27 protein-coding genes are annotated in these 24,904 nt (G+C 65.1%); 7 read left to right on the top strand and 20 right to left on the bottom strand.

All coding sequences use genetic code 11. The features are described 5' to 3' along the window. Window positions 1-66: 66 nt before the first annotated feature. A complete protein-coding gene (locus N7422_RS00345) occupies window positions 67-561 on the top strand; it encodes a DUF2938 domain-containing protein (RefSeq protein ID WP_279804554.1) in 495 nt (164 codons plus the stop codon). Here the strand turns inward: N7422_RS00345 and N7422_RS00340 are convergent. Continuing rightward, a complete protein-coding gene (locus tag N7422_RS00340) occupies window positions 522-1,328 on the bottom strand; it encodes an ABC transporter substrate-binding protein (RefSeq protein ID WP_279804553.1) in 807 nt (268 codons plus the stop codon). The genes N7422_RS00345 and N7422_RS00340 overlap by 40 nt on opposite strands. 131 nt (window positions 1,329-1,459) lie before the next feature. Between N7422_RS00340 and dnaX the strand changes: the two genes are divergently transcribed. From dnaX to recR, 3 genes are all read left to right on the top strand, one after another. Then, window positions 1,460-3,499, top strand: coding sequence for a DNA polymerase III subunit gamma/tau (gene dnaX / locus N7422_RS00335; protein WP_279804552.1), 2,040 nt, complete (start codon window positions 1,460-1,462; stop codon window positions 3,497-3,499). 64 nt (window positions 3,500-3,563) lie between these two features. Further along, window positions 3,564-3,899: a YbaB/EbfC family nucleoid-associated protein gene (locus tag N7422_RS00330; RefSeq protein ID WP_011533041.1), complete on the top strand. Its 336-nt coding sequence runs from the start codon at window positions 3,564-3,566 to the stop codon at window positions 3,897-3,899. Between the two features lie 88 nt (window positions 3,900-3,987). Further along, window positions 3,988-4,590, top strand: a complete 603-nt coding sequence (recR, locus tag N7422_RS00325) for a recombination mediator RecR (protein ID WP_279804551.1) — start codon at window positions 3,988-3,990, stop codon at window positions 4,588-4,590. 139 nt (window positions 4,591-4,729) lie between these two features. Here recR and N7422_RS00320 read toward each other — a convergent pair whose 3' ends face one another. From N7422_RS00320 to ccoN (N7422_RS00245), 16 genes are all read right to left on the bottom strand, one after another. Continuing rightward, a complete protein-coding gene (locus N7422_RS00320; RefSeq protein WP_279804550.1) occupies window positions 4,730-5,278 on the bottom strand; it encodes an adenine phosphoribosyltransferase in 549 nt (182 codons plus the stop codon). 53 nt (window positions 5,279-5,331) lie between these two features. Further along, window positions 5,332-6,066 carry a Crp/Fnr family transcriptional regulator FnrA gene (fnrA, locus tag N7422_RS00315; protein ID WP_186661113.1) on the bottom strand — a complete coding sequence of 245 codons (735 nt, stop codon included), beginning with the start codon at window positions 6,064-6,066 and terminating at the stop codon, window positions 5,332-5,334. Window positions 6,067-6,252: 186 nt separating this feature from the next. Then, window positions 6,253-7,635, bottom strand: a complete 1,383-nt coding sequence (gene hemN / locus N7422_RS00310) for an oxygen-independent coproporphyrinogen III oxidase (protein ID WP_279804548.1) — start codon at window positions 7,633-7,635, stop codon at window positions 6,253-6,255. A gap of 116 nt (window positions 7,636-7,751) precedes the next feature. Then, entirely contained in the window at window positions 7,752-8,435 is a 684-nt protein-coding gene (locus N7422_RS00305; RefSeq protein WP_279804547.1) for a sulfite exporter TauE/SafE family protein, read from the bottom strand. After that, window positions 8,428-8,640 carry a cbb3-type cytochrome oxidase assembly protein CcoS gene (gene ccoS, locus N7422_RS00300; RefSeq protein WP_279804545.1) on the bottom strand — a complete coding sequence of 71 codons (213 nt, stop codon included), beginning with the start codon at window positions 8,638-8,640 and terminating at the stop codon, window positions 8,428-8,430. Before ccoS ends, N7422_RS00305 begins: the two co-directional genes overlap by 8 nt. Next, on the bottom strand, window positions 8,622-11,093 hold the full coding sequence (locus N7422_RS00295; RefSeq protein ID WP_279804544.1) for a heavy metal translocating P-type ATPase: 2,472 nt from the start codon (window positions 11,091-11,093) through the stop codon (window positions 8,622-8,624). Before N7422_RS00295 ends, ccoS begins: the two co-directional genes overlap by 19 nt. Window positions 11,094-11,241: 148 nt before the next feature. Further along, on the bottom strand, window positions 11,242-11,772 hold the full coding sequence (locus N7422_RS00290) for a FixH family protein (protein ID WP_279804543.1): 531 nt from the start codon (window positions 11,770-11,772) through the stop codon (window positions 11,242-11,244). Between the two features lie 15 nt (window positions 11,773-11,787). Continuing rightward, entirely contained in the window at window positions 11,788-13,203 is a 1,416-nt protein-coding gene (ccoG, locus tag N7422_RS00285) for a cytochrome c oxidase accessory protein CcoG (RefSeq protein WP_279804542.1), read from the bottom strand. A gap of 297 nt (window positions 13,204-13,500) precedes the next feature. Then, complete coding sequence (ccoP, locus tag N7422_RS00280; RefSeq protein WP_279804541.1) at window positions 13,501-14,484, bottom strand: cytochrome-c oxidase, cbb3-type subunit III; 984 nt, start codon at window positions 14,482-14,484, stop codon at window positions 13,501-13,503. Continuing rightward, on the bottom strand, window positions 14,481-14,672 hold the full coding sequence (locus tag N7422_RS00275) for a cbb3-type cytochrome c oxidase subunit 3 (RefSeq protein WP_279804540.1): 192 nt from the start codon (window positions 14,670-14,672) through the stop codon (window positions 14,481-14,483). Before N7422_RS00275 ends, ccoP (N7422_RS00280) begins: the two co-directional genes overlap by 4 nt. 5 nt (window positions 14,673-14,677) lie before the next feature. Beyond that, a complete protein-coding gene (gene ccoO / locus N7422_RS00270; RefSeq protein ID WP_279804539.1) occupies window positions 14,678-15,286 on the bottom strand; it encodes a cytochrome-c oxidase, cbb3-type subunit II in 609 nt (202 codons plus the stop codon). Next, window positions 15,286-16,728 carry a cytochrome-c oxidase, cbb3-type subunit I gene (gene ccoN, locus N7422_RS00265; protein ID WP_279804538.1) on the bottom strand — a complete coding sequence of 481 codons (1,443 nt, stop codon included), beginning with the start codon at window positions 16,726-16,728 and terminating at the stop codon, window positions 15,286-15,288. Before ccoN (N7422_RS00265) ends, ccoO (N7422_RS00270) begins: the two co-directional genes overlap by 1 nt. Before the next feature lie 452 nt (window positions 16,729-17,180). Then, complete coding sequence (gene ccoP / locus N7422_RS00260; RefSeq protein WP_279804537.1) at window positions 17,181-18,122, bottom strand: cytochrome-c oxidase, cbb3-type subunit III; 942 nt, start codon at window positions 18,120-18,122, stop codon at window positions 17,181-17,183. Continuing rightward, window positions 18,119-18,313 carry a CcoQ/FixQ family Cbb3-type cytochrome c oxidase assembly chaperone gene (locus tag N7422_RS00255; RefSeq protein ID WP_279805088.1) on the bottom strand — a complete coding sequence of 65 codons (195 nt, stop codon included), beginning with the start codon at window positions 18,311-18,313 and terminating at the stop codon, window positions 18,119-18,121. The genes ccoP (N7422_RS00260) and N7422_RS00255 overlap by 4 nt, the downstream gene beginning before the upstream one ends. Window positions 18,314-18,318: 5 nt before the next feature. Beyond that, on the bottom strand, window positions 18,319-18,927 hold the full coding sequence (gene ccoO / locus N7422_RS00250) for a cytochrome-c oxidase, cbb3-type subunit II (protein WP_279804536.1): 609 nt from the start codon (window positions 18,925-18,927) through the stop codon (window positions 18,319-18,321). 13 nt (window positions 18,928-18,940) lie between these two features. Further along, window positions 18,941-20,365 (bottom strand): cytochrome-c oxidase, cbb3-type subunit I, encoded by a 1,425-nt coding sequence (ccoN, locus tag N7422_RS00245; RefSeq protein ID WP_279804534.1) that lies wholly within the window; start codon window positions 20,363-20,365, stop codon window positions 18,941-18,943. 49 nt (window positions 20,366-20,414) lie between these two features. Here ccoN (N7422_RS00245) and N7422_RS00240 point away from each other — a divergent pair, with 49 nt between their 5' ends. After that, the gene (locus N7422_RS00240) at window positions 20,415-21,107 is read left to right on the top strand and encodes an alpha/beta family hydrolase (RefSeq protein WP_279805087.1); all 693 of its coding nucleotides are present in this window, start codon (window positions 20,415-20,417) and stop codon (window positions 21,105-21,107) included. A 112-nt stretch (window positions 21,108-21,219) separates the two neighbouring features. On the opposite strand, the gene N7422_RS00235 is transcribed toward N7422_RS00240, so the two are convergent. Beyond that, window positions 21,220-21,504 carry a pyrimidine/purine nucleoside phosphorylase gene (locus N7422_RS00235; RefSeq protein ID WP_038705716.1) on the bottom strand — a complete coding sequence of 95 codons (285 nt, stop codon included), beginning with the start codon at window positions 21,502-21,504 and terminating at the stop codon, window positions 21,220-21,222. A gap of 73 nt (window positions 21,505-21,577) precedes the next feature. After that, window positions 21,578-22,129, bottom strand: a complete 552-nt coding sequence (locus N7422_RS00230) for an exonuclease domain-containing protein (RefSeq protein WP_279804533.1) — start codon at window positions 22,127-22,129, stop codon at window positions 21,578-21,580. Between the two features lie 218 nt (window positions 22,130-22,347). On the opposite strand from N7422_RS00230, the gene N7422_RS00225 reads away from it, so the two are divergent. Together N7422_RS00225 and N7422_RS00220 are read left to right on the top strand one after the other, a co-directional pair. Then, window positions 22,348-23,112, top strand: coding sequence for a transporter substrate-binding domain-containing protein (locus N7422_RS00225; RefSeq protein ID WP_279805086.1), 765 nt, complete (start codon window positions 22,348-22,350; stop codon window positions 23,110-23,112). A gap of 64 nt (window positions 23,113-23,176) precedes the next feature. Continuing rightward, a complete protein-coding gene (locus N7422_RS00220) occupies window positions 23,177-24,190 on the top strand; it encodes a GNAT family N-acetyltransferase (protein WP_279804532.1) in 1,014 nt (337 codons plus the stop codon). A gap of 96 nt (window positions 24,191-24,286) precedes the next feature. Here N7422_RS00220 and N7422_RS00215 read toward each other — a convergent pair whose 3' ends face one another. Next, window positions 24,287-24,814, bottom strand: a complete 528-nt coding sequence (locus tag N7422_RS00215) for an RNA polymerase factor sigma-70 (protein WP_279804531.1) — start codon at window positions 24,812-24,814, stop codon at window positions 24,287-24,289. Between the last annotated feature and the right edge of the window lie 90 nt (window positions 24,815-24,904).

The raw sequence follows: 24,904 nt of genomic DNA, 5'->3' as shown, positions 1-24,904 counted from the left end.
GAAGTCGACTTCAACTTGCATGCTGCTTGGCATCGACCATTCCGTCAATCTGCCAGGGGCTTTGCCATGACTGATGCTTCTCTCGCGCTTTCCATTGTGTTCATCGGTATCGGTGCCACGCTGGTCATGGACCTGTGGACCCTGTTGCTCAGGCGCCTGGGCATCGCCACCCTGAACTACGCCATGATCGGGCGCTGGGCGGGGCACCTGCTCAAGGGGCGCTGGCGGCATGCGGCGATCGGCAAGGCCGCGCCGATCCGGGGAGAGTCGGGCTGGGGCTGGCTGATCCACTACGCCACCGGGCTGGTGTTCGCGCTGCTGCTGGTGGCCTTTGCCGGAACGGCCTGGTTGTCGTCTCCCGCGTTATCGCCCGCCTTGCTGTTCGGCGGCGTTTCGGTGCTGATACCGCTGTGCGTGGTGCAGCCTGCGCTGGGGGCTGGGTATTTCGCGGCGAACACGCCAACGCCCTTGAAAAGCTGCCTGCGCAGCCTGGCGACGCATTGTGTGTTCGGGCTGGGCCTCTACCTGGCGGCGCTCGGTGTCGCCAGCCTGGGCGGTTGACGTCGTTCACCCTCGACGAGCTGCCCTGCCTGGCGATCATCGGTGTAGCGCTCGACGATCCGTTGCATCTCGCCAGACTGCTTGATCCGCACCAGCGCCCGGAGCACGGCTTGGCTCGGCAGGGCAGGGTCGTTGCGCACCATGCAGCCCAGCGCCTGTTCTTCCAGCACGGCCAGAGCCTGCAGGTGTTGCTCCGCAGGCAGGGCGCGGTTGTACCACTGCAGCGAAAGCTGGTTGCTCACCGCATGCCGGAAGCGTCCGGCCTGGAGTTTCTGCAGGGCCAGCAGCTGGTTGCGGCTGTCCTCGCGTCGCAGGCGGCCCTGGGCGAACAAGGGTTCGAGAGTGGGGTAGGTGTAGCCGAGCACGGTACCGATGGCCTGGGGCGGCAGCTTGCTCGGGCTGGCGGGGCCGCTGTCTCCGGGGCGGCCGATCAGCAGGTCGCGTTGCTCGATGACCGGAATGCTCCACAGATAGTCGCCGGGCCGGTCGATCAACCACTGGCTGGAGACATAGCAGCGCACATCGATTTCGCCGGCCTCCATCGCCTCCTGAAGGCGCAGGCGGGCCATCACGTGGTACTGCGGGCGTGCCTCGACCTCCCGGGCAATGGCCTGGATCAGCTCGAACAGGATGCCTTCCACCGGCTGCTGATCCTCGATGCGCATCAGCGGCATGCTCCAGCTTTCGGCGATGGAAAAGCGCAGCACCGGCTGCTGCGCCAGGCTATGGGTGGTCCATAGCAACAGGATGGCCAGGACTCGCCGCACGCTTCATCCTCCCTGATTCGCCGTCCGTGTGCCCGCTACTGAGCTTAGACGAGATCGGCAGGGTGCAATTTCGGTCCCGCTCCGCTAGCATTAGCGCTCTTTCCGCCCGCTCCGGTCACGATGGTTTTTTGATGAGTTATCAGGTTCTTGCACGTAAATGGCGCCCGCGCTCGTTCCGCGAAATGGTCGGCCAGGCCCATGTGCTCAAGGCTTTGATCAACGCTCTGGACAACCAGCGCCTGCACCATGCCTATCTGTTCACCGGCACCCGGGGGGTGGGCAAGACCACCATCGCGCGGATCATCGCCAAGTGCCTGAACTGCGAGACCGGCATCACCTCCACCCCGTGTGGCACCTGTTCGGTGTGCCGGGAGATCGACGAGGGCCGATTCGTCGATCTGATCGAGATCGACGCCGCCAGCCGCACCAAGGTCGAGGACACCCGCGAACTGCTCGACAACGTGCAGTACGCGCCGAGTCGCGGGCGCTTCAAGGTCTACCTGATCGACGAAGTGCACATGCTCTCCACCCATTCCTTCAACGCCCTGTTGAAGACGCTGGAAGAGCCGCCGCCCTACGTCAAGTTCATCCTCGCCACCACTGATCCGCAGAAGCTGCCGGCGACCATCCTGTCGCGCTGCCTGCAGTTCTCGCTGAAGAACATGAGCCCGGAGCGGGTGGTCGAGCACCTGACCCATGTGCTGGGCGCCGAGAACGTGCCGTTCGAAGAGGACGCCCTGTGGCTGCTCGGCCGCGCCGCCGACGGCTCCATGCGCGACGCCATGAGCCTGACCGATCAGGCCATTGCCTTCGGCGAGGGCAAGGTGCTGGCCGCCGATGTACGGGTGATGCTCGGCACGCTCGACCACGGCCAGGTGTACGGCGTGCTCCAGGCTTTGCTCGAAGGCGATGCCCGGGCGCTGCTGGAGGCGGTGCGTGACCTGGCCGAGCAAGGTCCGGACTGGAATGGCGTGCTGTCGGAAATGCTCAACGTGCTGCACCGCGTGGCCATCGCCCAGGCCCTGCCGGAAGCGGTCGACAACGGCCAGGGCGACCGTGATCGCGTGCTGGCGCTGGCCCAGGCCCTGCCGGCGGAGGACGTGCAGTTCTACTACCAGATGGGCCTGATCGGTCGTCGTGACCTGCCGCTGGCGCCGGATCCGCGTGGCGGCTTCGAGATGGTCCTGTTGCGCATGCTCGCCTTCCGCCCGGCCGACACCGACGATGCGCCGAAGCCGGTACTAAAGCCGGTGGGGATCAGCCAGGCCACAGCTGATCCGGCCAAACCGGTGGCAGCGGCGGTCGCGGCCGCTGCGCCGGCTGTCGTCGCAAGCCCTGTCGAGGCAGTGGTCACGCCGGCTCCCGTGGTCGACGTGCCTGAGCAGGCCGAGCCACCAGCTGTCGAGGCCGAGATGGCGGCGCCAGAGCCTGAGCCGCAACCCGCCCCCGCCGAAGAGGTTGTCGACCTGCCTTGGGAAGAACCCGCCGTGGCACCTGCCCAGGCCGAGGCCGAGCAGGCGCCGGAAGCATCGGCCGTTGCCGAGTCCAACAGTTTCGCGCTGGATGACGATGAGCCGCCGTTCGACCCGTCCGCCTACAACCCGGCGGGCATGGAGCGCGACGACGAGCCACCGGCGGACGAGGACTACTACACGCCGGACAGCGACCCGGCCGCGTTCAGTTATCTGGACGAGCTGGCCGAGCATGTGCAGGAAGACGCGCCCGCCGAGGCGCCCGAACCACTGCCAGCGGCGCAGCCGGCGACCGGCCTTGCCCTGCAATGGCTGGAATTATTCCCACAGTTGCCTGTCTCCGGTATGACAGGCAACATCGCCGCCAACTGTACCCTGATCGCCGCCGATGGCGACGATTGGTTGCTGCACCTGGACCCGGGGCAGGGCGCGCTGTTCAACTCGACGCAGCAGCGCAGGTTGAACGATGCGCTCAACCAGCAGTTGGGTCGCGACATCCGCCTGAAGATCGAGCTGATCCGCCCGGAGCAGGAAACCCCGGCCCAGGCTGCCGCCCGCAAGCGCGCCGAGCGCCAGCATGACGCGGTGGTGTCGATCGAGCAGGACCCGCTCATCCAGCAGATGATCCGGCAGTTCGGTGCGACGGTCAGGCAGGATACTATTGAGCCTGTAGACGCCCTGGCCAGCCAGGGCCAATGAACGGATAACCATGCGCCCGGCCCTTGGCCGGGGCGCATCACATGACCCAATCGAGGTATACCCCATGATGAAAGGTGGCATGGCCGGCCTGATGAAGCAGGCCCAGCAGATGCAGGAAAAGATGCAGAAGATGCAGGAAGAGCTGGCCAACGCCGAAGTCACCGGCCAGTCCGGTGGCGGCCTGGTGAGCGTGGTGATGACCGGTCGTCATGACGTCAAGCGTGTCAGCATCGACCAGAGCCTGATGTCGACCGACGCGGACGACAAGGAAGTGCTCGAAGACCTGATCGCCGCCGCGCTGAACGACGCCGTGCGCAAGATCGAGCAGAACAGCCAGGACAAGATGGGCAGCATGACTGCCGGCATGCAGCTGCCGCCAGGTTTCAAGATGCCGTTCTGATCGGCTGCTTGCTTCAAATGGGGGGCAATGTCCTGCGGGATGTTGCTCCCTTGTTCATTGTGTTTTCTGAATTGGACGGCCTGCCGACATGAGCTTCAGCCCCCTGATCCGCCAACTGATCGACGCCCTGCGCATCCTGCCCGGCGTCGGCCAGAAAACCGCCCAGCGCATGGCCCTGCAGCTGCTCGAACGCGACCGCAGCGGCGGCGCGCGCTTGGCGCAGGCCCTGAGCCAGGCCATGGAAGGCGTCGGCCATTGTCGCCAGTGCCGCACCCTGACCGAGCAGGAACTGTGCCCGCAGTGCGCCGATCCGCGTCGGGACGACAGCCAGTTGTGCGTGGTCGAGGGGCCGATGGATGTGTATGCGGTGGAGCAGACCGGCTATCGCGGCCGATACTTCGTGCTCAAGGGGCATCTGTCGCCGCTCGATGGCTTGGGGCCGGAAGCCATCGGTATCCCGCAGTTGATGGCGCGCATCGAGGAGCAGGGCACCTTCAGCGAGGTGATCCTGGCCACCAACCCCACGGTGGAGGGAGAGGCGACCGCCCATTACATCGCCCAGCTGCTGGCCGAGAAGGGCCTGACCGCCACGCGTATCGCCCATGGCGTGCCGTTGGGTGGGGAGCTGGAACTGGTGGATGGTGGCACGTTGGCCCATGCCTTTGCCGGGCGCCGGCCGATTTCGCTGTAAATCTGTGATCGGGGCCGCTTTGCGGCCCTTTCGCCGTCAGGCCGGCTCGCACTCCGAGTGCGCTGATCGTGAGGATGGCGCTGTTGCTGTGGGAGCTGGCTTGCCAGCGAAAGGGCCGCAAGGCGGCCCCGCAGGTGACTCAATATTCGCTGAGGGAAAACTCGGTCAGGCAGAAGGTCGGCACCCCGGCCGCCTGCAGCCGGCGCGAACCTTCCAGCTCCGGCAGGTCGATGATCGCCGCCGCCTCGAACACCTGGGCACCTGTGCGGCGTACCAGTTTGGCCGCCGCCAGCAGCGTGCCACCGGTGGCGATCAGGTCATCGAAGATCAGCACCGAATCACCTTCGCAGATACTGTCGGCATGCACTTCCAGGAAGGCTTCGCCGTATTCGGTCTGGTAGGCTTCCGACAGCACGTCAGCCGGCAGCTTGCCCTGCTTGCGGAACAGGATCAGCGGCTTGTTCAGCTGGTGGGCGATGATCGACCCAATCAAAAAGCCCCGCGCATCCATGGCGCCAATGTGGCTGAATTCAGCCTCCACATAGCGCTCGATGAACTGGTCGGCGACATAGCGTAGCCCGCGCGGCGACTGGAACAACGGGGTGATATCGCGAAAGATCACGCCCGGCTTGGGGAAGTCCACTACCGGGCGGATCAGGGCTTTGAGGTCGAAGGTGTCGCTGTGCATGGGGCGGGTATCCTGGAAAACCAAGGCGCCAGTATACCCTTTTCGTGCCGCGATCAGGCCTCGAGCGCACCACCGGCCAGCGCGCACAGCTGGATCGGATCGAGGATATGCACCTCCTTGCCCTCGGCCTTGAGCAGGCCGTTCTGCTGGAAGCGGGTGAACACCCGGGACACGGTTTCCACCGCCAGGCCCAGGTAGTTGCCGATCTCGTTGCGCGACATGCTCAGGCGGAACTGGTTGGCCGAATAGCCACGGGCGCGGAAGCGTGCGGAGAGATTGACCAGGAACGTGGCGATCCGCTCGTCGGCGGTCTTCTTCGACAGCAGCAGCATCATCTGCTGGTCGTCGCGGATCTCGCGGCTCATCACTCGCATCAGCTGGCGGCGTAGCTGTGGCAGCTGCACCGACAGTTCATCGAGACGCTCGAAGGGAATCTCGCATACCGAGGTGGTTTCCTGGGCCTGGGCCGAGACCGGATAGGCCTCGGTGTCCATGCCGGACAGGCCGACCAGCTCGCTTGGCAGGTGGAAGCCGGTGATCTGCTCCTCGCCGCTGTCGCTCAGGCTGAACGTCTTGAGGGCGCCGGAGCGTACCGCGTAGACCGAGCCGAAATTGTCACCCTGGCGGAACAGGAACTCGCCTTTCTTCAGTGGGCGGCCGCGTTTGACGATTTCATCCAGTGCATCCATGTCCTCGAGGTTGAGGGACAAGGGCAGGCACAGGGGGGCCAGGCTGCAATCCTTGCAATGGGCCTGGTTGTGTGGGCGCAGTTTTACTGGCTCGGACATTTCTTTCGATCCTTGTGGGAAAGCACACATAAGCCGTAAGGATAACCTGCGGCATCGGCTGTAGGCCAGTGTGCGCATTTTTGGTGCACGCTAGCGACGGCAGGAAAGGGGTGTTCCGCTACCGTTCAACTGTCCATAGTGTGCCTCGAAAGGCGGGCTGTCCATGCGGTGAAACGCCTCAATCGGCTAGATCACCCGGGAGAATCGCTGGCGATTCTGTTGCGCGAGGTAGGCGTCGAACACCATGCACACCGAGCGCGCCAGCAGGCGGCCGGCCGGCAGAATGCGGATGCCCGTGGCGTCCAGGCTGATCAGGCCGTCGCGCTGCATGGCCTGCAGTTGCGGCCACTGCTCCTTGAAGTAGCCGCGAAAGTCGATGGTGAAGGCCTGCTCGATCGCCTCGAAGTCCAGCTCGAAGTGGCAGATCAGCTGCTGGATCACCGCCCTGCGCAGGCGGTCGTCCTGGTTGCACAGCAAGCCGCGCTGGGTCGCCAGTTGGGCGGTCGAGAGGGTGTCCTGGTAGGTGTTGAGGTCGCTGCTGTTCTGGCAGTAGAGGTCGCCGATCTGGCTGATCGCCGAGACGCCCAGGCCGATCAGGTCGCAGTGGCCGTGGGTGGTGTAACCCTGGAAGTTGCGTTGCAGGGTGCCTTCTTCCTGGGCGATGGCCAGCTCGTCGTCGGGCAGGGCGAAGTGGTCCATGCCGATGTAGCGGTAGCCGGCGGCGGTCAGCTGGTCGATGGTGGCGTGGAGCATTTCCAGCTTGGCCGCCGGGGCCGGCAGGTCGGCGCTGTCGATGCGCCGTTGGGGCATGAAGCGCTCGGGCAGGTGCGCGTAGTTGAACACCGACAGGCGGTCGGGCTGCAGGCGGATCACCTCGTCGACGGTGCGGGCGAAGCCTTCCGAGGTCTGCTTGGGCAGGCCGTAGATCAGGTCGAGGTTGATCGAGCGGAATTGCAGGGTGCGCGCCGCCTCGATCAGGGTGCGGGTCTGCTCCAGGCTCTGCAGGCGATTGACCGCGCGCTGCACGGCCGGATCGAGGTCCTGCACGCCGAGGCTGACGCGGTTGAAGCCCAGTTCGCGCAGCAGGCCCATGGTCGACCAGTCGGCTTCGCGGGGGTCGATCTCGATGCCGTAGTCGCCGGAATCGTCGTCCAGCAGATGGAAGTGCTGGCGCAGGGTGGCCATCAGCTGGCGTAGCTCGACATGGCTGAGGAAGGTGGGCGTGCCGCCGCCGAAGTGCAGCTGCTCGACAACCTGTTTCGGGTCGAGGTGGCAGGCGATCAGCTGGATCTCCTGTTCCAGGCGCTGCAGGTAGGGCGCGGCGCGGCCACGGTCTTTGGTGATGACCTTGTTGCAGGCGCAGTAGTAGCAGATGTTGGCGCAGAACGGCACGTGCACGTACAGCGACAGCGGGCGCGTGGCGCGGCGGCTTTCGCGTAGGGCGTGAAGCAGGTCGAACGAGCCCACTTCGCCGTGCAGCTGCACGGCGGTCGGATAGGAGGTGTAGCGTGGCCCGGCCAGATCGTAGCGACGGATCAGGTCGGCGTCCCAGCGTAGGTCGTCGAGCATGTGGGTAGTCCCCGGATAGAGCTGCAGTGTCCGGAGTCTAGGTGTGTGTGTAAGAAGTCATGTTGATTTGTATCAGGAGATCTGGCAGTCGCCGTATGGGGCCGCTGCGCGGCCCTTCAGTGCCCCATGAGCCAGTGTTGGTGAGGCCCGGGCAGTGTCCACAGGCCAAAGAGGATCACCAGCACGCCGCCGGCCATGCGCACCCCGCGCTTGCGCAGCAGGCGGCCCACGCGCTCGGCGGCAAGCCCGGTGGCCAGCAGCACCGGCCAGGTGCCCACGCCGAACGCCAGCATCAGCGCAGCACTGTGCAGCGCATCGCCCTGGCTCGCCGCCCACAGCAGCGTGCTGTACACCAGCCCGCACGGCAGCCAGCCCCACAGGGCGCCGAGCAGCAGGGCGCGGGGCAGGCTGGAAACCGGCAGCAAGCGGGTGGCCAGGGGCTGCACATGGCGCCACAGGCCGCGTCCCAGTGCCTCAATGCGCGTCAGCCCGCTCCACCAGCCGGCCAGGTACAGGCCCATGGCGATCAGCAGCAATGCGGCGACCACCCGCAGGCCCGAGGCCAGCGGGCTACTGGCCAGCGCCACGCCAGCCAGGCCCAGCAGCAGGCCCGCGGCGGCATAGCTGAGGATGCGCCCGAGGTTGTAGGCCAGCAGCAGGCGCAGGCGCCGGCCACGTTGCTCGGGCGGGATGGCCAGGGTCAGGGCGCCCATCAAGCCGCCGCACATGCCCAGGCAGTGGCCGCCGCCGAGCAGGCCCAGGACCAGTGCCGAGCCGAGGAGCGGGATCAGGTCAGGCACGCGGGGCGGAGTCCTTGTCTTCGGGGTGTTCGTCCTCGGGTTTCACGGCGGCCTGGTGGCGCGGGTCCTGATCGTCGAACAGGATGCTGTGGGCCGGGCCTTCCAGATCGTCGTACTGGCCGCTGTCCACCGCCCAGAAGAAGATGTACACGGCGACACCGACGAGCAGCAGGGCAGCGGGGATCATCACGTAGAGGGCGGGCATAGCGGTTTCCTTTCGAGCGACGCCGGCTCGCTGGCCGGCGCCTGCGCAGCCGTGGGCAACCGGGTCAGGCGCAGGGCGTTGAGCACCACGATCAGCGAGCTGACCGACATGCCGATCGCTGCCCACACCGGGGTGATCCAGCCGAGCGCGGCGAACGGCAGCATGAGGCCATTGTACAGGGTCGCCCAGAGCAGGTTCTCGACAATGTTGCGGCGGGTGCGTCGCGCCAGGTCGAAGGCCTGCACCAGCGCGTGCAGGCGGTTGGACAGCAGCACCGCGTCGGCGCTGGTCTTGGCAAGGTCCGTGGCGCTGCCCATGGCGATGCTGATGTCGGCGGCGGCCAGCACCGGCACATCGTTGACCCCGTCGCCGAGCATCAGCACCTTGCGCCCTTCGGCCTGCAGCGTTTTCAGGCGGGCCAGCTTGTCGTCCGGGCGCAGGCCGCCGACGGCCTTGTCGATGCCCAGTTGCCCGGCCACTTCGGCGACCATCGGCGAGCTGTCGCCGGACAGCAGCAGGGTTTTCCAGCCACGTGCCTTGCAGGCCGCCACCAGACCCTGGGCGTCGTCGCGCAGACGGTCATCCACGCCGAACCAGGCTAGGGGGCCCTGGCGATCCCCCAGCAGCAGCCATTGCCCGCGTGACTCCGGCACGGCGGGTATCTCGGTGCCGCTGAGGGCGCAGACGAAGGTGGCCTGGCCGATGCGCAGGCGCTGGCCCGCTATGTCGCCCTCCAGGCCCAGCCCTGGCACGGCGGTGACGGCTTCGGCGGCCTGCGCGGCGCGGCCGAAGGCGCGGGCGATGGGGTGTTCGGAGCGATTCTCCAGCGCGGCGGCCAGGGCCAGGCACTGGTCGCCGTCGAGGCGCCCGAGCGGGCGAATGCTGCGCAGCGCCAGGCGGCCCTCGGTGAGGGTGCCGGTCTTGTCGAAGATCACCGTGTCGATCTGGTTCAGGCCTTCCAGCACATGGCCTCGGGTCACCAGCAGGCCCAGCTTGTGCAGGCTGCCGGTGGCGGCGGTGAGGGCGGTCGGGGTGGCCAGTGACAAGGCGCAGGGGCAGGTGGCGACCAGCATCGCCAGGACGATCCAGAACGCCCGCGGCGCATCCAGTTGCCACCAGACGACACCGATCACGGCGGCTGCCACCAGGGTGAACAGCAGGAACCACTGCGAGGCACGGTCGGCGATTTCCGCCAGGCGCGGCTTTTCCGACTGGGCGCGCTCCAGCAGGCGGACGATGGCCGACAGGCGCGAGTCCTGACCCAGGGCCTGGACTTCGACCGTCAGGCTGCTCTCGACGTTGAGGGTGCCGCCCGTCACGCGGTCACCAGGACGACGGGGCAGCGGCAGGTATTCACCGGTCAGCAGCGACTCGTCGACGCTGGAGCGCCCGTCGACGATAACCCCGTCGGCCGGGATCACCGCACCGGGCAGCACCTGCACCTGGTCGCCGCGCCGCAGCTCGCCAAGCAGGATGCGCTCGGCCTGGCCATTGGCGTCCAGGCGCAAGCACGAGGCCGGCAGCAGATTGACCAGTTGCGCGGTGGCCGCCGCCGTGCGCTCGCGGGCACGGCGCTCGAGGTAGCGGCCGGTGAGCAGGAACAGGGCGAACATGCCGACGGTGTCGAAGTACAGCTCGCCACTGCCGGTGATCGCGGTCCAGATCCCGGCGCAGTAGGCCAGGGCGATGGCCAGAGACACCGACACGTCCATCGTCAGGTGGCGGGTGCGCAGGTCACGGGCCGCGCCCTTGAAGAACGGCGCGCAGCTGTAGAACACGATGGGCGTGGTAAGGAACAGCGCGACCCAGCGCAGGATGGTGTGCATCTCGGCCGACAGGTCGATGTTGAATTCCGGCCAGGTGGCCATGGTCGCCATCATCGCCTGGAACCACAGCAGCCCGGCCACTCCCAGGCGGCGCAGGGCGCTACGATTCTCCCGGGCCAGTTGCTCGGCGGCCTGGTCGGGCTGGTAGGGGTGGGCGGCGTAGCCGATCCGGCGCAGCTCGGCGAGCAGCCTGGACAGCGGCAGCTGGCTATCGGACCAGTTGACCAGCAGGCGGTGGTTGGACAGGTTCAGGCGGGCGTCGTCGACGCCGGGCAGGTTGCGCAGGTGCTTCTCGATCAGCCAGCCGCAGGCGGCGCAGCTGATGCCTTCGACCAGCAGGGTGGCCTCGGCCAGCTCGCCCTCGTGGCGTACGAAGGTCTGTTGCACGTCGCCGCGGTCATACAGGGCCAGTTCGTCCTGCAGCTGGCGGGGCAGCGCCTCGGGGTTGGCGCTGGTGTCGCTGCGGTGCTGGTAGTAGTGCTCAAGGCCACCGGCGACGATCGACTCGGCCACCGCCTGGCAGCCGGGGCAGCAGAACTGTCGGGGCTCGCCGAGGACCGTGGCGCTGAAGCGGCTGCCGGCGGGGACGGGCAGGGCGCAGTGGTAGCAGGGGGTGGGTTGGGTCATTTTGGTGCGGTCTTGTACTTTGAGGTTGTCGGGGCTGCTTTGCAGCCCTTTCGCGACACAAGGCCGCTCCTACAGGGAATCGCGTGTCCCGGTAGGAGCGGCCTTGTGTCGCGAAAGGGGCGCAAGGCGCCCCCAGCGGTGCGGCGAATCATTGCTGGTGCTCGGCACCTTGCAACGCTTCATCCCCCAGCTGCAAGGTCACGCCATGTTCGACCTTCTCTTCCTCGAACAGTCGCCACACGTGGTCATCCTGACTGTCCAGCAGTTCGACGAAGCGCCGGCCTTCGACCTTGTCATCGAGCTGGCCGACATAGCGACCCGGCTCGCTGCGGGCCAGCTGAACCTTGCGGTCCTTGTCCGGCTGGGTCGGCGAAATCAGGTTCAGTTCCAGCGCTTGCGGGTCGCTGTTGCCGGTCAGGCGCACGTCCACTTCGCCGGTCAGTTCGTCCAGGTGCACGCTGGCCTTGAGGTTGAGGGTCTGGGCCAGCAGTTCACGATCGAGCGAACGGTTGATGCCCTTGCCGGCTTCGTAGTAGTTGTCGTTGACCAGGTTGTCCGGGTTGCGCACGGCGATGCTGACCATGGTCAGGCTCAGGCACACCGAGGTGGTCAGGATGCCGATGATGATCCAGGGCCAGAGGTGCTTGTACCAGGGGCTGGCGGCGGTGGCGGCAGGCATTGTCGTGGTTCTCTCTCAGCGGATCTGTGGGCCGATGAAGCGGCTCTTGGCTTCAACCTGGGAGGCGCTGTCATCGGCGTCCTTGAGGATGAAGGTGATTTCGTTGGTGGTCGAGGGCAGTTTCTCCGGGGCGACCGACAGCTGCACCGGCAGCGTGGCGATGTCGCCGGCGGCGACGCGGATCTCGCGCTGGCCTTCGAGCCTGAGATCGGGCAGGCCGGCGGCGTCGAGCACGTAGACGTGGTCGCGCTGGTCCTTGTTCATCACCTTCAGGCTGTAGACGTTCTCGATCCGGCCCTGGGCGTTCTCGCGGTACAGTACCCGGTCCTTGGCGACGTCGAAGCCCACCAGCGAGCGGGTGGCGAAGGCGGTGGCCAGGGCGCCGATCATCACCAGCAGCACCAGGGCGTAGCCGATCAGGCGCGGGCGCAGCATGTGGGTCTTCTGCCCGGACAGATTGTGCTCGGTGGTGTAGCTGATCAGTCCTTTGGGGTAGTTCATCTTGTCCATGATGCTGTCGCAGGCATCGATGCAGGCGGCGCAGCCGATGCACTCGATCTGCAGGCCGTCGCGGATGTCGATACCGGTGGGGCAGACCTGCACGCACATGGTGCAGTCGATGCAGTCGCCCAGGCCCTTGGCCTTGTAGTCGATGTCCTTCTTGCGCGGGCCCCGTGCCTCGCCACGACGCGGGTCGTAGGAGACGATCAGGGTGTCCTTGTCGAACATCACGCTCTGGAAGCGCGCGTACGGGCACATGTAGATGCACACCTGTTCGCGCAGCCAGCCGGCGTTGCCGTAGGTGGCCAGGGTGAAGAAGCCGACCCAGAAGTAGGCCCAGCCATCGGCCTGGCCGGTAAAGAATTCGATGACCAGTTCGCGGATCGGCGAGAAGTAGCCGACGAAGGTCATGCCGGTGACGAAGCCGATCAGCAGCCACAGGCTGTGCTTGGCCAGCTTGCGCAGGAGCTTGTTGGTGCTCATGGGGGCCTTGTCCAGCTTCATGCGCTGGTTGCGATCACCCTCGGTGACTTTCTCGCACCACATGAACACCCAGGTCCATACGCTTTGCGGGCAGGTGTAGCCGCACCAGACCCGGCCGGCATATACGGTGATGAAGAACAGGCCGAAGGCGGCGACGATCAGGATGCCGGAGAGCAGGATGAAATCCTGGGGCCAGATGGTGGCGCCGAAGATGTAGAACTTGCGCTCGGGCAGGTTCCACCACACGGCCTGGTGGCCGCCCCAGTTCAGCCAGACGGTGCCGAAGTACAGCAGGAACAATACTGCGCCGCCGACCATCCGCAACCTGCGGAAGAGGCCGGTGAAGGCACGGGTGTAGATTTTTTCGCGCGAGGCGTAGAGGTCGACGGAATCCTTCCCTTTGCTGGCAGGCGGGGTGACGTCATGTACCGGAATTTGCTTGCTCATCATCAAGTCCCACGGCAGTGGAGAAATGCCGCGGCCAGTGCGTGCCGGCCGCAGTCTCGCGCGTTCTGCTAGCGCTCTGCGGCCCATGATACGCCTGTGATGGCGGGTGCGGGGCGCGCTGCGACCTTTAGTCGCGTTGGGTTCGTGGTGTGAATCGTGTTATGGCGGGTGTCAATTGATTCAGGTCAGTCGCCTGCGCATTTTACGGTGCAAACGAGCGTGGGAGCGGGCTTGTCCCGCGATGGCGTCATCAGCTTGGCGACCATCGCGGAACAACCCCGCTCCCACGGTTCAGCATCACTCGGCTTTCGGGGCCTGATCCTGATCCTGATGCGACAGGCTGTACACATAAGCTGCCAGCAAGTGCACCTTGTCGTTGCCTTGCATCTGCGCCTGGGCCGGCATCTGTCCTTGGCGACCGTAGCGGATGGTCTGCTGCAGCTGGGCGAAGCTCGAACCGTAGATGAACGCCTGCGGGTGGGTCAGGTCTGGCGCGCCCATGGCCGGGGTGCCTTTGCCTTCGGGGCCATGGCAGGCCACGCAGTTGGTGGCGAAGATCTGCTGGCCCTTGACCGGGTCGGCCTTGGCGTCCTCCGGCAGCTTGCGGCCGTCGAGGTTGGTCAGCACGAAGGCGGCGACATCCGCCACGCCCTGTTCGCCGATCACCGTGGCCCAGCCCGGCATCACGCCGTGGCGACCGTTCATGATGGTGGTCTTGATGGTCTCCGGCTCGCCGCCCCAACGCCAGTCGTTGTCGGTCAGGTTGGGGAAACCGTAGGCGCCCCGGGCGTCGGAGCCATGGCATACCGAGCAGTTGGAAGCGAACAGGCGTGCGCCCATCTTCAGGGCCTGCGGATCCTTGGCCACGTCTTCCAGCGGCATGGCGGCGAACTTGGCGAAGATCGGCCCGAAACGAGCGTCGGCCTTGGCCATTTCCTTCTCCCACTCGTGCACGCCGGTCCAGCCGGACTGGCCGTTGGAGAACTCGGTCTTCTTGTCGTTATCCAGGTAGGCGTAGCCCGGCAGGATGCCTTTCCAGTTGCCCAGGCCCGGGTAGAGCACCAGGTAGCCGAGGGCGAAGATGATGGTGCCGACGAACAGCCAGAACCACCATTTCGGCAAGGGGTTGTCGTATTCCTCGATGCCGTCGAAGGCGTGGCCGACGACCTCGTCGGTGATTTCTTCGCGCTGGCCCCTGCGGGTCGACAGCAGCAGCCAGGTCAAGGCGAAGATGGTGCCCAGGGTCAGGACGGTGACGTACAGACTCCAGAAGGTTGTCATTGTTCTTTGCTCCTAGAAGCTTGTGCTTGCTCGACGTGCCGGGTGGCCTCGGGGTCGTCCGCGAACGGCAACCGAGTGGCCTCGTCGAAGTCCTTCTTGCGCCGTGGGCTGAACACCCACAGCGCCAGGCCCACGAAGGCCACCAGCACCACGACGGTGCCCAGGCCGCGAATCATCCCGATATCCATTGCCGTCACCGTTTGCTCTTGATGAGGGTGCCAAGGCCTTGCAGGTACGCCACGATGGCGTCCATCTCGGTCTTGCCCTTGACCGCGTCGCTGGCACCGGCGATGTCTTCGTCGGTGTAGGGCACGCCGAGGGTGCGCAGCACTTGCATCTTCTTCGCGGTGTCCTTGCCGTCGAGCTTGTGCTCCACCAGCCATGGGTACGAAGGCATCTTCGATTCCGGCACGACGTTGCGTGGGTTGTACAGGTGCGCGCGGTGCCAGTCGTCCGAGTAGCGCCCACCGACGCGGGCCAGGTCCGGGCCGGTGCGCTTGGAGCCCCACAGGAACGGGTGGTCCCAGACGCTCTCGCCGGCCACCGAGTAGTGGCCGTAGCGTTCGGTTTCGGCGCGGAACGGCCGGATCATCTGCGAGTGGCAGCCCACGCAGCCTTCGCGGATGTAGATGTCACGGCCTTCGAGCTCGAGCGCGGTGCGTGGCTTCATGCCCTCGACCGGCTTGTTGGTGACGTCCTGGAAGAACAGCGGGACGATCTGGGTCAGGCCGCCGACGCTGACGGCGATGACCATGAAGAAGGCCAGCAGGCCAATGTTCTTCTCGACTGCTTCATGCTTCATCAGTGCGCTCCCACGACGACGATCTTGGCGGCTTCCTCAGCCTGTACCGGGTTGGCGGCGCGTACCGTGCGGAACACGTTGTAGGCCATCAGCAGCATGCCGGAGGCGAAGAACGCACCGCCCAGGGCGCGGACGATGTAGCCCGGGTGGCTGGCCTGCAGGGCTTCGACGAAGGAGTAGGTGAGGGTGCCGTCGTCGTTGATGGCACGCCACATCAGACCCTGGGTGATGCCGTTGACCCACATCGAGGCGATGTACAGCACGGTGCCGATGGTCGCCAGCCAGAAGTGCGCGTTGATCAGGCCGATGCTGTGCATCTGCTCGCGGCCGTAGAGCTTCGGAATCATGTGGTAGACCGCGCCGATGGAGATCATCGCCACCCAGCCGAGGGCGCCGGCGTGCACGTGGCCGATGGTCCAGTCGGTGTAGTGCGACAGCGAGTTGACGGTCTTGATGGCCATCATCGGGCCTTCGAAGGTGGACATGCCGTAGAACGCCAGGGACACCACCAGGAAGCGCAGGATCGGGTCGGTGCGCAGTTTGTGCCAGGCCCCCGACAGGGTCATCATGCCGTTGATCATGCCGCCCCAGCTCGGTGCCAGAAGGATGATCGACATCACCATGCCCAGCGACTGCGCCCAGTCGGGCAGGGCGGTGTAGTGCAGGTGGTGCGGGCCTGCCCAGATGTACAGGGTGATCAGCGCCCAGAAGTGGACGATCGACAGGCGATAGGAGTAGATCGGGCGTTCGGCCTGCTTGGGCACGAAGTAGTACATCATCCCCAGGAAACCGGTGGTGAGGAAGAAGCCCACGGCGTTGTGGCCGTACCACCACTGGATCATCGCGTCGGTGGCGCCGGCGTAGGCCGAGTACGACTTGAACAGGCTTACCGGCAGGGAGATGTGGTTGACGATGTGCAGCATCGCGGTGACCACGATGAAGGCGCCGTAGAACCAGTTGCCGACGTAGATGTGCTTGGTCTTGCGCTTGACGATGGTGCCGAAGAACACCAGCGCGTAGGTGACCCAGACGATGGCCAGCAGGATCGCCAGCGGCCACTCGAGCTCGGCGTATTCCTTGGTGGTGGTGTAGCCCATCGGCAGGGTTATCAGCGCGCCGACGATCACCGCCTGCCAGCCCCAGAAGGTGAAGGCGGCCATGCCGTCGGAGATCAGGCGGGTCTGGCAGGTTCGCTGCACCACGTAGTAGCTGGTGGCGAACAGGGCACAGCCACCGAAGGCGAAGATCACCAGGTTGGTGTGCAGCGGGCGCAGGCGGCCGAAGCTCGTCCATGGCAGGTCCAGGTTCAGCTGGGGCCATACCAGTTGCGAGGCGATGAAGACGCCGAGCCCCATGCCAAGGATCCCCCAGACCACCGTCATGATGGCGAACTGGCGGACGACCTTATAGTTATAAGCAGTCGGACTGATTGCAGTGCTCATTCTAAGGTTCCACGGTTTGGGTGTTCTTGTTGGTTGGTAAATCGGCGCCAGTATCGATAACCACCAGGGTTATGGCAACGCAAGGCGACCTGCGCCGACCCGTGTCCAGACCCTTTCCGCCGCCGTCCCGCGGCCTGAGGGTGCGAACGATTGTACACAAATAAATATTTGTAATGTGTACCGTTTTCCATGTTTTTCTGATCGATCGGTCAAACTTTGTTTTCGGGGCGGGCAGGCAAGGCGTCACCCCCTGGTCGCAGGCTCGCGCGGGTGGATTCGATGCGTGGTGTCAGGCGGTGCGCCACGTCTGTTCCGGTCGCTGCGAGCGGAGCCACTGTGGCAACAAGCTTAGTTGTGTTCGGAGGGGGTGCAAGGCGGGGAGGGGAGAGGGGCTGCTATGCAGCCCATCGCGGGCTTGCCCGCGAAAAGGGCCGCGAAGCGGCCCTCGGGCATTACTTGGCGGTTACGGTTTCAGGCACTTGCTCCTGCGACAGGCTATACACATAGGCCGCCAGCAGGTGGACCTTGTCGTTGCCCTGGATGTCGTGCTGCGCCGGCATCTGGCCCTGACGGCCATAACGGATGGTCTGCTGCAACTGGGCGAAGCTCGAGCCGTAGATGAACGCCTGCGGATGGGTCAGGTTCGGTGCGCCCATGGCCGGGGTGCCCTTGCCTTCGGGCCCGTGGCAGGCCACGCAGTTGGTGGCGAACAGCTCCTTGCCCTTGGCCGGGTCGGCCTTGGCATCAGCCGGCAGGGTGCGACCGTCGAGATTGGTCAGCACGAACGCGGCCACATCGGCCACGCCCTGCTCGCCGATCACCGTGGACCAGCCCGGCATGATGCCGTGGCGGCCGTTCATGATCGAGGCCTTGATGGTCTCCGGCTCGCCGCCCCAACGCCAGTCGCTGTCGGTCAGGTTGGGGAAGCCGTAGGAGCCTTTGGCGTCGGAGCCGTGGCACACCGAGCAGTTGGAGGCGAACAGCCGGCTGCCCATCTTCAGCGCCTGTGGATCCTTGGCCACTTCCTCCACCGGCATGGCGGCGTACTTGGCGAAGATCGGGCCGAACCTGGCGTCGGCCTTGTCCATCTCTTTCTGCCACTCGTCCACCTGGGTCCAGCCGTTCTCGTAGCCGGGCAGGATGCCTTTCCAGTTGCCCAGGCCCGGGTAGAGGATCAGGTAGCCCACCGAGAACACCAGGGTGCCGACGAACAGCCAGAACCACCATTTCGGCAGCGGGTTGTCGTACTCCTCGATACCGTCGAAGCTGTGGCCCATGGTCTGGTCGGTGGTGTCGCTGCTCTGGCCCTTGCGGGTGCCGAGCAGCAGCCAGGTCAGGCCGATCAGGCTGCCGATGGTCAGTACGCTGATGTACGTACTCCAGAAGGTGGTCATTGCTGGGTACTCCTCAATGCGGCAGGTTCCTGCCCGGCGGGGGGCAGGCGGTCGTCGACGAAGGGCAGCAGGCGCGCTTCGGCGAAATCACGGTCGCGGCGACGGTTGAACACCCAGAGCGACAGGCCGATGAAGGCGATCATCACCACCAGGGTGCCCAGGCCACGGATCATGCCGATGTCCATTTCCATCGCACTCACCTCTTGTTCTTGATCGCGGTGCCGAGCACCTGCAGGTAGGCGACCAGCGCGTCCATCTCGGTCTTGCCCTTGACCGCGTCGCGGGCACCGGCGATGTCCTCGTCGGTGTAGGGCACGCCGAGGGTGCGCAGGGTGCGCATCTTGGTGTCGGTGTGGCTGTTGTCGACCTGCGCGGCCACCAGCCAGGGGTAGGACGGCATCTTCGACTCCGGCACCACGTTGCGCGGGTTGTACAGGTGCGCGCGGTGCCAGTCGTCCGAGTAGCGCCCGCCGACGCGGGCCAGGTCCGGGCCGGTGCGCTTGGAGCCCCACAGGAACGGGTGATCCCAGACGCTTTCGCCGGCCACCGAGTAGTGGCCGTAGCGCTCGGTTTCGGCGCGGAACGGCCGGACCATCTGCGAGTGGCAGCCCACGCAGCCTTCGCGGATGTAGATGTCGCGGCCTTCGAGCTGCAGCGCGGTGTAGGGTTTCATGCCTTCGACCGGCTTGTTGGTGACGTCCTGGAAGAACAGCGGGACGATCTGCGTCAGGCCACCGATGCTGACGGCGAACACCATCAGCAGCGCCATCAGGCCTATGTTTTTCTCGACGACTTCATGTTTCATCAGGCTCTACTCCTCAGGCCAGCTGGGCGTTGGCGGTGGCGTGCTCGGCAGCCGGGGCGCGCACGGTGCGCCAGGTGTTCCAGGCCATCAGGAACATGCCGCTGAGGAAGATCGCGCCGCCGACGAAGCGCACGACGAAGCCGGGGTGGCTGGCCACCAGGGTCTCCACGAACGAGTAGGTCAGCGTGCCGTCGCTGTTGACCGCGCGCCACATCAGGCCCTGGGCGATGCCGTTGACCCACATCGAGGCGATGTACAGCACGGTGCCGATGGTGGCGAGCCAGAAGTGCGCGTTGATCAGCCCGAGGCTGTACATGCGCTCCTTGCCGAACACCATCGGGATGGTGTGGTACAGCGCGCCGATGGAAATCATCGCCACCCAGCCGAGGGCGCCGGCGTGCACGTGGCCGATGGTCCAGTCGGTGTAGTGGGAGAGGGCGTTGACAGTCTTGATGGCCATCATCGGGCCTTCGAAGGTGGACATGCCGTAGAACGCCAGGGACACCACCAGGAAGCGCAGGATGGGGTCGCTGCGCAGCTTATGCCAGGCCCCCGACAGGGTCATCATGCCGTTGATCATGCCGCCCCAGCTTGGCGCCAGCAGGATCAGCGACATGATCATGCCCAGCGACTGCGCCCAGTCGGGCAGGGCGGTGTAGTGCAGGTGGTGAGGGCCTGCCCAGATGTACAGGGTGATCAGCGCCCAGAAATGGACGATCGACAGGCGATAGGAATACACCGGGCGTTCGGCCTGCTTGGGCACGTAGTAGTACATCATTCCCAGGAAGCCGGCGGTGAGGAAGAAGCCCACGGCGTTGTGGCCATACCACCACTGGACCATGGCGTCGGTGGCCCCGGCATAGACCGAGTAGGACTTGGTCAGGCTGACCGGCAGCTCCAGGTTGTTGATGATGTGCAGCATCGCCACGGTGAGGATGAAGGCGCCGAAGAACCAGTTGCCCACATAGATGTGCTTGGTGTTGCGCTTCATCAGGGTGCCGAAGAACACCACGGCATAGGCGACCCAGACGATGGTGATGAGGATGTCGATCGGCCATTCCAGTTCGGCGTATTCCTTGGAGCTGGTGTAGCCCAGTGGCAGGCTGATCGCCGCCAGCAGGATCACCAGTTGCCAGCCCCAGAAGGTGAACGCGGCCAGGCGTGGCGCGAACAGGGTGGTCTGGCAGGTGCGTTGCACCGAATAATACGAGGTGGCGAACAGGGCACAGCCGCCGAAGGCGAAGATCACCGCGTTGGTGTGCAAGGGTCGCAGGCGGCCGAAGCTGGTCCACGGCAGGTCAAGGTTGAGGGCGGGCCAGGCGAGCTGGGCGGCGATGAAGACGCCGAGCCCCATCCCGACGATGCCCCACACCACCGTCATGATGGCGAATTGGCGGACCACCTTGTAGTTGTAGGCGGTACTGCTGGTTGTGTTCATGTATGGGTTCCCATCCACGGTTATAGGCAGGCTAAACAGCGAGGCAAGCATGATTAATGGGCAAAGTGCCGGTATTGACGGGGATCAATGGGCGAAGATCGCAAATGTCCCAGGCTTGCGCTGCGATCCTCCTCGAATCGCGGAGGATCGCGGCAGTTGCCCCTGCCTGATCCTCGCCCATGGCGCTGGTGCGCCGATGGACAGCGGGTTCATGGAGGACATGGCGCAAAGGCTGGCGGGGCAAGGGGTCGGGGTGGTGCGCTTCGAATTTCCCTACATGGCCGAACGGCGTCTAAACGGCGGCAGGCGACCGCCGAATCCGCAGCAGGTGTTGCTCGAATGCTGGCGGGTTGTATACGAACAGGTGCGACCTTTGGTCGCGGGCAGGCTGGCCGTTGGCGGCAAGTCCATGGGCGGGCGCATGGCCAGCCTGTTGGCGGACGAACTGGGGGCCGATGCGCTGGTCTGCCTGGGGTATCCGTTCTACGCGGTGGGCAAGCCGGAGAAACCTCGGGTGGCGCATCTGGCCGGGCTGCGCACGCGCACGTTGATCGTGCAGGGCGAACGGGATGCCCTGGGCAATCGAGAGGCGGTGGCGGGGTATGAGTTATCGCCGGCGATCGAGGTGAACTGGCTGGTGGCAGCCGATCATGACCTCAAGCCGTTGAAGGCGTCGGGGTTCAGCCATGAGCAGCACATGCAGGTGGCGGCGCAGCAGGTGGCGGCTTTTCTCAAGGCCTAGGCCGCTTGGGGTCTGCTTTGCAGCCCATCGCCGGCAAGCCGGCTCCCACAGAGGTCGGCGTCGTACCTGTGGGAGCCGGCTTGCCGGCGATGAGGCCGTTACAGGTTGGCGCTTAGTCGCGGTACTCGCACAGGTAGGCGGTATCCACGGCGACCTTCAGTTGGAACTTGCTGTCGGCGGCCACGTTGAACTTGTCGCCAGCGTTGAAGGTTTCCCAGTTGTCGCTGCCCGGCAGCTTCACGCTCAGGGCGCCGGAAACCACATGCATGATCTCGCGCTTGGCGGTGCCGAACTCGTATTCGCCCGGGGCCATCACGCCCACGGTGGCCGGACCTTCCTTGCCTTCGAAGGCGATCGACTTGACGGTGCCATCGAAGTACTCATTGACCTTGAACATCGGGCGACTCCTGAAAAAGGGCTGAAAAATGGGCTGGCCAGTATGCCCAAGGCATGCCCCTGCGTCATCTGTTTCAGGTGCCGCCCGCCGGCAGGCTCAAGGGCAGCAGGCGGGCGGTGTTGCGCGCGTCTTCCAGGGCCCGGTGCTGCTGTCCGGAAAACTGCAGGCCGGCCAGTTGCAGGGCGCTGTTCAGCCCTGCCGGGCGTTGCAGGTGGCGGGCCTTGGCGAAGCGTTGCTTGAGGTTGATGTGCGACAGCTGTTCGAGCAGGCTGTGCACCTGATGCAGCTGCCATTCCTGCAGCAACTGCTGGCGGTCGTAGTCGCCCCAGCTCACCCAGGCCTGCAGCTGCGCCTGGTGATGGCTCAGCCAGCGTTCGAACTGCCCCCAGACCTCCGGGAACGGTGCGGCGTTGTCGATATCGGCCTGGCCGATATGGGTCAGCTCGCGACAGAAGGGCGTCAGTTGCGGCCGCCGCCTGGGGCGCACGAAGCGTTGAAAGTGATCCACCTCGCGTCCTTCGCGAGTGACCAGGCTTGCGCCGATTTCAATGATTTCCATCTCCGTGACCGGCCAGCCGCCGTCGTCGGTGGTGGCTTCCAGGTCGATCACCAACCAGTGGCCCATGCCAGGCTCCCTATCAATGCACAGTGGCCGGCGCGCTTGTCGAACACGCAGGCCTGTAGAGCGTAGCCAAACTCGACGCGCACGACATCCCCTGGCACTTTGGCATATCCGGCGGTTGTGCCGGTTTGGGAAAACGCCTAGCTTAGGCGCATCCAGGCCCCCACCGTGATGAGTGTTTCCACTTGATCCCATTGTCCAGCCTCAAGCCACTGTCCATCATGCTGTTGTTTGCCGCGCTGTCGCTGAGCGCCGTGGTGCGGGCAGGGGAGGCCCTGGAGGTGAAGATCGGTGCGGCGCATTTCCCTCCTTATACCGTGCGCCCGGAGCAAGGCGCCGACACCGGTCTGCTGCCGCAACTGGTGGACGCGCTGAACCGGTTGCAGGCCGACTACCGTTTCGTGCTGGTGCCCACCTCGATCCCGCGGCGCTTTGGCGACTTCCAGCAGGGCCGCACCGACATGGCGATCTTCGAGAACCCGCAATGGGGCTGGCAGGGGATCGAACACAAGGCCGTGGACATGGGGTTGGAGGATGCCGAGATCTTCGTCGCTCGCCAGCAGGCGGGGCGCGACCAGCATTACTTCGATGACCTCGCAGGCAAGCGGCTGGCGTTGTTCAACGGTTATCACTACGCCTTCGCCGATTTCAACCCAGACCCGGCATACCTCAAGAAGCGCTATCGGGCGACCCTGACCTATTCCCACGACAGCAACCTGAACATGGTCGAACGCGAGCGTGCCGACATCGCCCTGGTCACTCGCTCGTACCTCAGTGACTTCCTCAAGCGCAATCCTGAAAGCGGCGTTCAGCTGCTGGCCTCGCAGCGCGTCGATCAGGTCTATCACCATTACGCGCTGCTGCGCCCCGATGCTTCGATCAGCCCCGAAGTATTCGCCACCCTGTTGCGCCGGCTGCGTGAAAACGGTGAGCTGTTGCGTATTTTCCAGCCCTACAAGATCACCGTCGAAGCACCGCGCGACTAAATTCCACGGGCTTGGCCACGTTCTTTGATGTGAGCCTTTCTTACCTTTCCCGTGAGCCATGACCATGCCGTTCGATGCCGCTTCGCAGCCCCTTTGCGCGCCACGCTGGCGCAGCCTGCAGGCCGACGAGGGCGATTGCCGCCTGAGCCTGACCCTTGAGGGGCGCCCCCTGATCCGGGTTCGCCTGGTGCCGGCCGCTGCCCTTGAAGTCCACCTCGAGCAGATTTGTCCGGAGCGCCCCGAGCAGGCGCTGTGGGCGGCCTGTTACTGGTTGTTGTCACGCGATCCGGGCTGCCAGCGCTTGGCCTGGCAGCTGCCCCAGCCGCTGTCGGGCGCACTGGCCAGTGGCTTGCTGCTGCCGGGCGAGCAGCCTGGGCAGTACCTGTGCGAGCGCACCCTGTTCTGGCAGTTGCCCCAGCCCTGGCTGGGTGAGTCCGTGTCCGGGATCTATCCGCAGCAGATGCTGATCAGCAACGGTAAGCGTCACCCGCGCCGGGCGCCCAAGCCGCGCGGCGAGGTGTACCGGCGCTTCGATGCGCGCCTGGGGGCGTGGGTGTCGTTGCGCACTCTGGAGATCGAGCAGGACCTGGAGCGCTTCAATCGCTGGCAGAACAACCCGCGGGTGGTGCAGTTCTGGCAGGAAGGCGGAACGCTGGCGCAACATCGCGAGTACCTGGCCAAGCTCGAGGCCGACCCGCACACCTTGACCTTGATCGGTTGCTTCGACGACGAGCCCTTTGCCTACTTCGAGGCCTACTGGGCCAAGGAAGACCGCATCGCGCCGTTCTACCCGGCCGACGACTACGATCGCGGCATCCACATGCTGGTCGGGGAGGAAACGCACCGTGGCCCGCACAAGGTGGCCAGCTGGTTGTCGGCGCTGGTGCACTACCTGTTCCTCGACGACCCGCGCACCCAGCGCGTGGTGGCCGAGCCGCGCGCCGACAACGGCAGGATGATCGGCTACATGCACGATCAGTGCTTCCACTGCGAGAAAGAGTTCGATTTCCCGCACAAGCGCGCGGCGCTGATGATCCTGGGGCGCGAGCGCTTCTTCGATCGCTGCAAGCTGGTCTGATAGCGAGTGGGATTTTCGCGGGTAGACCCGCTCCCACAGGTTCGACACCGTACCTGTGGGGGCGGGTTTACCCGTGAAAAGGGTGCAAAGAAGATCTCAGCCCTGGCGGCTGCTCTTGCGGCAATGGATCAGCGCATCGCGGATCATGAAGTTGACCAGCGTCGGCGAAACCCCCAGTTCCTTGGCGATATCTTTCTGCGGCACGCCGTGCAAGCGGTACATCTCGAAGGCGTAGCGGGTGCGCTGGGGCAGTTCGTTGAGCGCGTCGGCGATGTGTTCGAGGGTGGCGAGGTTGATGTGCGTGGCTTCGGGCGAGGCGTTCTGGATGACCACGTTGAGCCCTTCCTCTTCGCTGCCGGAATACCTCAGCTCCATGGCCTGCTTGCGGTAGTGATCGATGGCCAGGTTGCGCACGATCTGGAACAGATAACTGAGCTGGGCCTTGAATGACGAGGTGATCTGCGGGGCGGCGCTGAGCCGGAAGAAGGCGTCCTGCACCACATCCTCGGCGCGGGAGCGACAGCCGGTGATCCGGGCTGCGATCTTCACCAGAATGCTGCGATTGTCGACGAACGCCTGGAGTAATGGTGAATCGCACTTACTTGTGGATAGTTGTTCCGCCATGGAAATCACCTTGTCTCTGAAGGGAAAGGGAGCACACCCCAGGGGGAGGCTTCCTACGACGTGCGACAAACTATTCAGAATGATAATGAT

Origin of the sequence: Pseudomonas sp. GD04091, assembly GCF_029836165.1 — a bacterium.
Classification (GTDB): domain Bacteria; phylum Pseudomonadota; class Gammaproteobacteria; order Pseudomonadales; family Pseudomonadaceae; genus Aquipseudomonas.
This window is presented reverse-complemented; position numbering and strand designations above follow the sequence as displayed.